This is a genomic window from Microbacterium sp. H6 (assembly GCF_003314775.1).
Lineage (GTDB): Bacteria > Actinomycetota > Actinomycetes > Actinomycetales > Microbacteriaceae > Microbacterium > Microbacterium oxydans.
On record NZ_QOAY01000021.1, the window covers coordinates 13,918 to 22,474 of the forward strand.

An 8,557-nucleotide genomic window follows, 5' to 3' on the forward strand; every position below is an offset into this window, starting at 1 on the left:
ACCATGGGCCACCAGATCGCGCCGGAAACCTGGGTGAAGTATGCGTCGGGCTTGCCGAAGTCGAGGAGCTTCTCGAGGTCGAGCGGGTGCGAGTCGTTCTGGTTCAGCATCGAGCCGGTGCCGTCGTCGACGCTCAGCGAGGAGTCGCCGATCGGCCCGTCGCTGGGTGCTCGGAGCGGCGTGACCATCATCTTCAGCTCGCCCCGCTGGATCACCTGTCCGGCCGGGGCGTAGGTGATGTTCGTGTAGCCGAGCGCGCGGATGTCCTTCTCGAGATCATCCGTCGGGTACTCGGGCAGCAGCACCTCGATGTCCTTGCGGATGTACCGCTCGAGGAGGCGCGGGTCGAAGTGGTCGCGGTGGCGGTGCGAGATCCAGAGGAAGTCGGCGTCGCGGCCGTAGCGCTCCCAGTCAAGGCCGCGGTTGTCGGGGAACGGGAACCATGATCCGTAGAACGACGGTCCGAGGACCGGGTCACAGATGATGTTCCCGCCGACCGTCTCGATGAACATCCCGGCGTGGCCGAGTCCCGTGATCCGCATTGCATTCCTCCCGAAAGTGAACCGTTCGATTGTACCGAGGGGTCCCTGTGCGACCGGTCGGCACCGCCGTGAGTATTCCGGTCAGCCGTCGAACAGCCCGCGGATATCGTCGGCGGAGAGCGACTGCGCGAACAGCGCCTCGTCGTCCAGTACCGCGGTGAACAGCCGTGCCTTGCGGCGCTGCAGGTCGAGCACCTTCTCCTCGATCGTGCCGGTGGCGATCATCCGATAGACGAACACCTGGCTGTCCTGGCCGATGCGGTGCGTGCGGTCGACCGCCTGCGCTTCGGCGGCCGGATTCCACCACGGGTCGAGCAGGAACACGTAGTCGGCCTCGGTCAGGGTGAGACCGAATCCTCCGGCCTTCAGGCTGATCAGGAACACGGGCTGCTCGCCGGACGTGAACCCGTCGACCACCTGCTGGCGATGCCGCGTGGAACCGTCCAGGTGCGTGTACGGGATGCCTGCGGCGTCGAGGCGGGCCGCGGCCAGGTCGAGGAACGACGTGAACTGGCTGAACACGAGCGCACGGTGGCCTTCCGCCTGCAGCTCGATAACCCGCTCGATCAGCACGTCGAGCTTGCGGGAGCCGATCTTCGCGTCTTCGGGATCGATCAGCGCCGGTGCGAGGCTGAGCATGCGCATCAGGGTGAGCGAGCGGAACACGATGAATCGGTTGCGATCGAGGTCTTCCAGCAGCCCGAGGACCTTCTGGCGTTCGCGCTGCAGGACCACGTCGTAGAGGGCGCGGTGGGAGGCACTGAGTTCGACCTCGAGGATCTGCTCCTGCTTCGCCGGCAGGTCCGGCGCCACGATCTCCTTCGTACGCCGGAGCAGGAGTGGTCGGATGCGCCGACGCAGCTGCTCGAGACGACGCTGGCGATAGGCTCCGCCCTCCTCGTTCTCCGGCACCTTGCCCTGCTCGATCGGCTGGATGTACTGCTCGCGGAACTTCCGTGCAGAGGCGAAGAGTCCGGGAGCGGTGAGCTTCAGCAGAGCCCAGAGCTCGCTGAGGCTGTTCTCCATCGGTGTTCCGGTGACGGCGAACGTCACATCCGCTCGGAAGGAGGCGACGGCCCGGTGCAGCTTGGTCTCCGGGTTCTTCACGAACTGTGCTTCGTCGAGGATCAGACCCGCCCAGTCGATGCCCGCGTACTCGACCTCGTCGAGACGGGCGACAGCATAGCTCGTGATGACGACATCGGCCCCACGGATGCCCTCGTCGAGGGACGGGCCCTGTGTGGACCCCCGCAGTAGCACCCGCAAGGTCGGGGCGAACAGCGCCGCCTCGTTGCGCCAGGTGGCGAGCACCGAGGTGGGAACCACCACGAGGAAGGGCCGCCGCTCCCCCGCTTCCCGCGCGTGCACGATGAGTGCCAGCAGTTGGAGCGTCTTGCCGAGACCCATGTCGTCGGCGAGGATGCCACCGAGGCGATGGCTCCACAGGAAGACGAGCCAGTCCAGCCCTTCACGCTGGTACGGACGGAGGTCGGCAGTGATACCCGACGGCACGGCGACGACAGGCACCGAGGCGGCGGTGCGCAGGCCCTCGGCGGTCGCGCGCCAGGTGACGGCGGGCAGAGCTTCATCCGCGAGGTCTTCGAACTCCTCCCAGAGGTCCGTCTGGTAGCGGCTGATCCGCGGGCCGGTCTCCCATTCCTCGAGCTCCCCTGCCTCGTCGATCAGCTCGCGCAGCCGATCGAGGGCACGATGATTCAGCGAGAAGTAGCTGCCGTCGACGAGGAGGAGCTTCTTCCGGCCCCTGCTGAGCGCCGTGAACAGCGGTTCGAACGGGATGGTGCGTCCGTCGATCTTGACCAGGACTCCGAGATCGAACCAGTCCCGGTCGCTGCTCTCCACGGTCGACACCGTGATCTCGGGCTCTCCCGTGAGCTCGTGATAAGTCTTCCGACGCCCCGAGACCACGACCACGACGCCCTCGGCCTCGAGAGCGGGCACGAGGCGTGTGACGAACTCGGCGGCCGAGACATCATGGAACGAGCCTGTCGAGGCGAGCTCTTCTCCGAGATGATCGGCCCACACCGCACGCAGAGTCTCGCGGAGCACATCTTCGGCGGCGGTGTCGCGCACGGCATCCCCGTCCTGCGCGAACGGAACCCTTCCGAAGCCGCGATACTCCCACTCGAACATGTACTTGACGGTGTCGCCTCTAAGGAATGACAGCGCGAGCACCGGGCGCGGGGCGGGCAGTGCGGGGAGCTCGACACGACCGGTCGGGCGCACCTCGATCCGACGTGCCAGCAGCGGGTAGGCGTCACGGAAGAACGCGCCCTCGTCTCCCGGGGGAACCTCGAGACCTGTCCTCGCACCGAGCAGGGCGTGCACCGGCTCGCTGAGTGGCACCTCGGCGAGCGTCACCCTGATCGCACTCCCCCGCTGGGAGATCTCGTACACACCGCTGTGTCCGATGGTCTGCACCGAGGAGGGTTCCGCATCGTGCCCGTCGATCACGATGTGAGGGTGCACGGTGAGACCTCCGTCGTCGCCGCGTCCGACGGTCGCGCGGATCTCGGCACGATCGGCGAGCACGACGGTCGTGCTCTTCTGCATGGCGACGAGAGGGATCCCGACCTCCGAGGCGGCGCGAAGATGTCCCCAGAGGAGCCCTGACTCGATCAGATCGGCGACGAGCCAGTCGCCGGCTGTGCCGGACAGGAGCGTGTCACGCGCGATGCTGAGCAGGTCGGCGAACCACCGTGAGCGATCACGTCCGTACTGCGTCGGCGAGCGTCGTACCGCGTCCCAGGTCGCAGTCCCCTGCACCCAGGACCCGGTCGAGAGGCTCTGCTCGAGCGGCCGGATCCCGAGCAGGATCTCGCCTGTGCGTGTCGCGACGTCGCGGGCGGTCGCGGTCCGTTGGGGACGGGATGCCCACGGATTCGCCCCGCGGCCGTCGCGCACTCTGAGTTCGATGCCGAGCGCGAGCGGCGTGTCGGCGTCGACGCGCGCCGGACCGAGGATGCTCCTCCAGTTCGCCGACGACGCGTCTTCCGGACGAGTCGGGTCAGAAGCGAGGGACATGCAGCCATCCTCTCCGACACCGCCGACAGTGCAGTCACCGACAGTGCCGCCACCGACAGGGCTGCCGTGTGCGACGGATCAGGCGGCTCGGGCCACCCGCGCGAGGACGCCGTGCACGAAGGCCCCGGAGTCGTCGGTCGAGAACTCCTTCGCGAGCTCCACCGCCTCGTCGATGGCGACGGCAGTGGGAACCTCGTCGTTGTGGAGGATCTCCCACACGGCGATGCGCAGCAGGGCGCGGTCGACAGCGGGCATCCGCTCGAGCTTCCAGTCCCTGCTGTGGGTCGTGATCTGCTCGTCGATCTCGTCGCGCGAGTCGATGATGCCGTCGACGATCTCACGGGCGTACAGCCACGAGGCCTCACGGGCGGGCTCGCTCGCCGCGCGTTTCGCCTCGGCAGCCAGCGTCACCGCGAGGTCGTCTCCTCGCACGTCAGAGGAGAACAGGATGTCGAGAGCGCGCTTGCGCGCCTTCGTCCGGGCGCTCACGCCTTACTTCTCGCGGCCGAGGTAGTCACCCGTGCGAGTGTCGACCTTGACCTTCGTGCCGCTCTCGACGAACAGCGGCACCTGGATCTCGTAGCCGGTCTCGAGCGTGGCGGGCTTGGTCCCGGCCGAGGAACGATCGCCCTGCAGGCCAGGCTCGGTGTAGGTGATCTCGAGGACCACCGACGCCGGCAGGTCGATGTACAGCGGGTTGCCGTTGTTCAGGGCGATCGTGACGTTCTGGTTCTCGAGGAGGAAGTTCTTCGCGTCGCCGACCGTGGCGGCGCCGACCGTGATCTGGTCGAAGTCGGTCTGATCCATGAAGACGTAGCCGTCGCCGTCCGTGTACAGGTACGTGTAGTCGCGGCGGTCGACGTTCTCGATCTCGATCTTCGCGCCGGCGTTGTAGGTGCGGTCGACGACCTTGCCGGAGACGACGTTCTTGAGCTTGGTGCGCACGAACGCACCGCCCTTGCCGGGCTTGACGTGCTGGAACTCGATGACGCTCCAGAGCTGCCCGTCGATGCTGAGGACGACGCCGTTCTTGATGTCTGCGGTAGATGCCATGCGCTGCGAGTTCCGTTCGTGAGTCTGCGGGGTCGGGCGGAGCCGACAGTCGATTCTAAGGGATGAGTGCTGCGAGCTGCCGCACGGCGTCCGCGTAGCCGTCCACTCCGCGCCCGACGACGCGCACGGCGGCGACGTCGTCGAGGTACGAGTGGTGCCGGAACGCCTCTCGAGCGTAGACGTCGGAGATGTGCACCTCGGCGAAGGGCAGGGACACTCCGGTGAGCGCGTCGCGAAGGACCACGGACGTGTGCGTGAGTCCGCCCGGATTGATCACGATGGCCACGCAGTCTTCGCGTGCCGCGTGGATCGCGTCGATCAGCACCCCCTCGTGATTGCTCTGCACTGCGCGCACCTCGAAGCCCACGTCCGCCGCGGCATCGGCGGTGAGGCGCTCGACGTCGGCGAGCGTCGCGGTGCCGTAGATCTCCGGTTCGCGCGAGCCGAGCAGATTCAGGTTCGGCCCGTTGACGAGGAGGATGCGTCGGGTCACGCGCCCACCTCCTGGTAGGCGGCGAACATCAGCGATTCGTCCGGGGCCTGCAGCACCGTCGGCTTCGCGATGTCGTCGAGCAGGATGAACCGCAGCATGCCTCCGCGGCTCTTCTTGTCGCGCTGCATCGTGGCGAGCAGCTGCGGCCAGGCACCGGCACGGTACGACGTCGGAAGTCCCAGCGATTCCAGGATGGTGCGGTGGCGCTCGGCTGCCGTGTCCGACAGCCGTCCCGCGAGACGCGAGAGCTCGGCCGCGTACAGCATGCCGACCGAGATCGCGGCGCCGTGACGCCACCGGTAGCGCTCCGCGTGCTCGATCGCGTGGCCGAGTGTGTGGCCGTAGTTGAGGATCTCCCGCAGTCCGGCCTCGCGGAAGTCGTCCGACACGACCTCGGCCTTCATCCGGATCGCGAGCTCGACGGCACGACGGAACTCCTCGGTCGTCGGGTCCACGGCGCGTGCGGGATCTGCTTCGACGATGTCGAGGATCTCGGGCGCCCAGATGAAGCCGGCCTTCACGACCTCCGCGAAGCCCGCCGTCGCCTCGTTCGGGCTCAGGCTGGCGAGTTCGTCGAGGTCTCCGACCACAGCCGTCGGTGCCCAGAACGCTCCGACGAGGTTCTTGCCCTCGGCCGTGTTGACACCTGTCTTGCCGCCGACAGCCGCGTCCACCAGTCCGAGAACGGTCGTCGGCACCTGGATGAGCTGCACGCCGCGGAGCCAGGTCGCGGCGACGAAGCCGGCGAGGTCGGTGACGGAGCCCCCGCCGTAGCCGATCACGGCATCGGAACGTGTGAAGTCGGCCTGACCCATGACCTGCCAGCAGAAGGCGGCGACCTCGATCCGCTTGCCCTGCTCGGCATCGGGGATCTCGGCGAGGAGCACCTCGCGCGGCCCATCGGCAGCATCGGCGAGGAGGCGGTCGCGCAGTTCAGCAGCGCGGGCCGCGAGGGTCGGCGGGTGCACGACGAGCACCTTGCGCACCCCCGGTGCGAGCGCGGCCGAGACCCGATCGAGGATCCCCCGTCCGACCGTGATGTCGTAGGCGTCGTCTCCGGTGACGCTGATGGTCGTCGTGCTCATCGCTGCTCTCTCCTCCATGCCACGATGTCGTCCGCGATCTTCTGCATCGGACGACGTGAGGTGTCGAAGGTGGCCGAGGAGACCTCGTCGTACCACCCTCGACGCTCCTCAAAGATCTTCTTCCAGCGCTCCAGCGGGTCCTCCCCCGCCAGCAGCGGACGGCTGCTGCCGCGCAGCCGATCGGCGACGGCCTCGGGACTCACGGTCAGGAACACCACCGGATGCTCGACGAGCAGATCCCGCGTCGCGGCCTTCGTCACCGCGCCTCCGCCGAGCGATATCACTCCCCCTTCGGAGAGCGCCTCGGCCACGGCCGCCCGCTCGAGGTCGCGGAAGTGCTCCTCGCCGTGCTGCTCGAAGATCACCGAGATCGGACCGTGAGCGGCGACGATCCGCTTGTCGGTGTCGATGAAGTCGACTCCGAGCCGACGCGCCACCCGCCGACCGACACTGGTCTTGCCGGCGGCCATCGGACCGACCAGCACCAGCGTCAGCGGATCAGCCGCGCTCGTCATGCGCGATGAGCGCCGCCTCGGACGCGGGGGTCGTGCGCAGCTCTTCGGGGATGCCAGCCAGGTATCCGTCAAGGTTGCGACGGGTCTCGCGGATGCTGTCTCCGCCGAACTTCTCCAGCACGGCGTTCGCGAGCTCGACCGCGACCATGGCCTCGGCGACGACGCCCGCCGCAGGCACGGCGCACACGTCGGATCGCTGGTGGTGGGCGGTGGCATCGTCTCCGGTGGAGATGTCGATCGTCCGCAGCGCATGCGGCACGGTGGCGATCGGCTTCATCCCTGCGCGCACGCGGAGCACCGTCCCCGTCGACATGCCGCCCTCGGTGCCACCGGCTCGATCGGAACCGCGGGTGATGCCCTCGGCGGTGGCGAAGAGCTCGTCGTGCGCCGCAGACCCCCGTCGGCGCGTGGTCTCGAAGCCGTCGCCGACCTCGACCCCCTTGATGGCCTGGATGCTCATGAGCGCCTGCGCGAGGCGCGCGTCCAGGCGACGGTCCCAGTGCACGTGGGAGCCCAGTCCGGGCGGCAGCCCGTACGCGAGGACCTCGACGATGCCACCGAGGGTGTCGCCGTCCTTCTTGGCGTCGTCCACCTCAGCGACCATCAGCGCGGAGGTCGTCGGGTCGAAGCACCGGAGCGGATCCGCGTCCAGAGCATCCACGTCGTCCGGTGTGGGCAGCGACGATCCCTCCGGCACGCGGACCGGACCGATCGACAACGTGTGGCTGACGAGCCGGATACCGAGCTCGCCGAGGAACGAACGGGCGATCGCACCGAGTGCGACGCGTGCGGCGGTCTCCCTGGCGCTCGCCCTCTCGAGGATCGGACGGGCCTCGTCGAAGTCGTACTTCTGCATGCCGACGAGGTCGGCGTGACCAGGACGTGGACGCGTGAGGGGTGCGCTGCGGCCACGGGACTTGTCCGTGAGCTCCACCGGCTCGGGGTTCATGACCTCGATCCACTTCGGCCACTCGGTGTTGCCGATCCGGAGCGCGATCGGACTGCCGAGGCTCTTCCCGTGTCGCACGCCGCCCGAGATCGTCAGCTCGTCCTGCTCGAACTTCATCCGTGAACCGCGACCGTAGCCCAGCTTGCGCCGAGCCAGATCGGCCTGGATGGCCTCGGAGGACACAGGGACGCCGGAGGGCAGTCCCTCCATGACGGCGATGAGTTCTGGGCCGTGCGATTCGCCGGCCGTGAGCACGCGGAGCATTGCTCCAGTCTCCCACGGGTTCGACCTGCCCCGCGCCGCGTTTCGTCGTCCGCGCCGACCGTCTCAGAGAGCGGCGCGCATGGCGGCGATCACAGAGTCCTCGTCCTGCAGCGCGATCGCCGGATCTCCGTTCCGGAAGATGCGGATCTGGCGCACGGCCTGGTGCAGCAGCATGCCGAGTCCGGAGATGGCACGGTCTCCGCCCCACAGCGCGGCGAGGGCAGATGGCCAGGGTGCGTACGCCACGTCGAAGAGGACTCCGCCTGACGCGGCCAGTGCTGCGGCGACATCCGCGGAGAGCTCAGCGCCTCCGGGCAGCGTCGCCACGGTGAGGTCCACGTCAGTCAGCGGCGCGTCGAAGGAGTCGACGTCGACGATCACTCCGAGCCGTTCACCGAGTTCCACGAGTGCGGCAGCGGCTTCGGGGCGCCGCGCTCGGACGTCGACACGCACGGCGCCGAGCTCGGAGGCGGCGACGAGTGCGGACGACGCCGTGGCTCCCGCGCCGAGGATGCGCACCTGCCCCGCCTCGGGCACGTCGGCCTCGGTGAGAGCGTCGACGATGCCACCCACATCGGTGTTGAAACCGGCGAGATGCTCCCCCAACAGGAGCG

Annotated in this window: 9 protein-coding genes; all 9 read right to left on the bottom strand. The window is 68.3% G+C overall.

Features of this window, described 5'->3' with window-relative positions; genetic code table 11:
- A partial coding sequence (locus DSP71_RS22850) for an MBL fold metallo-hydrolase (RefSeq protein WP_258546193.1) occupies positions 1-542 on the bottom strand: 542 nt, incomplete at its 3' end.
- 81 nt (positions 543-623) lie between these two features.
- A complete protein-coding gene (locus DSP71_RS01055; RefSeq protein WP_113680144.1) occupies positions 624-3,584 on the bottom strand; it encodes a DEAD/DEAH box helicase in 2,961 nt (986 codons plus the stop codon).
- A 78-nt stretch (positions 3,585-3,662) separates the two neighbouring features.
- A complete protein-coding gene (gene nusB / locus DSP71_RS01060) occupies positions 3,663-4,073 on the bottom strand; it encodes a transcription antitermination factor NusB (protein ID WP_045265339.1) in 411 nt (136 codons plus the stop codon).
- 3 nt (positions 4,074-4,076) lie between these two features.
- A complete protein-coding gene (gene efp, locus DSP71_RS01065) occupies positions 4,077-4,637 on the bottom strand; it encodes an elongation factor P (RefSeq protein WP_046747145.1) in 561 nt (186 codons plus the stop codon).
- A gap of 55 nt (positions 4,638-4,692) precedes the next feature.
- Complete coding sequence (locus tag DSP71_RS01070; protein ID WP_046747146.1) at positions 4,693-5,130, bottom strand: type II 3-dehydroquinate dehydratase; 438 nt, start codon at positions 5,128-5,130, stop codon at positions 4,693-4,695.
- Entirely contained in the window at positions 5,127-6,215 is a 1,089-nt protein-coding gene (gene aroB / locus DSP71_RS01075) for a 3-dehydroquinate synthase (protein WP_058631205.1), read from the bottom strand. Before aroB ends, DSP71_RS01070 begins: the two co-directional genes overlap by 4 nt.
- Positions 6,212-6,730: a shikimate kinase gene (locus DSP71_RS01080; protein ID WP_113680145.1), complete on the bottom strand. Its 519-nt coding sequence runs from the start codon at positions 6,728-6,730 to the stop codon at positions 6,212-6,214. The genes aroB and DSP71_RS01080 overlap by 4 nt, the downstream gene beginning before the upstream one ends.
- The gene (aroC, locus tag DSP71_RS01085) at positions 6,714-7,943 is read right to left on the bottom strand and encodes a chorismate synthase (protein WP_058631207.1); all 1,230 of its coding nucleotides are present in this window, start codon (positions 7,941-7,943) and stop codon (positions 6,714-6,716) included. The genes DSP71_RS01080 and aroC overlap by 17 nt, the downstream gene beginning before the upstream one ends.
- A gap of 63 nt (positions 7,944-8,006) precedes the next feature.
- Positions 8,007-8,557, bottom strand: a 551-nt coding sequence (locus tag DSP71_RS01090) for a shikimate dehydrogenase (RefSeq protein ID WP_258546194.1), incomplete at its 5' end; no start/stop codon positions are given.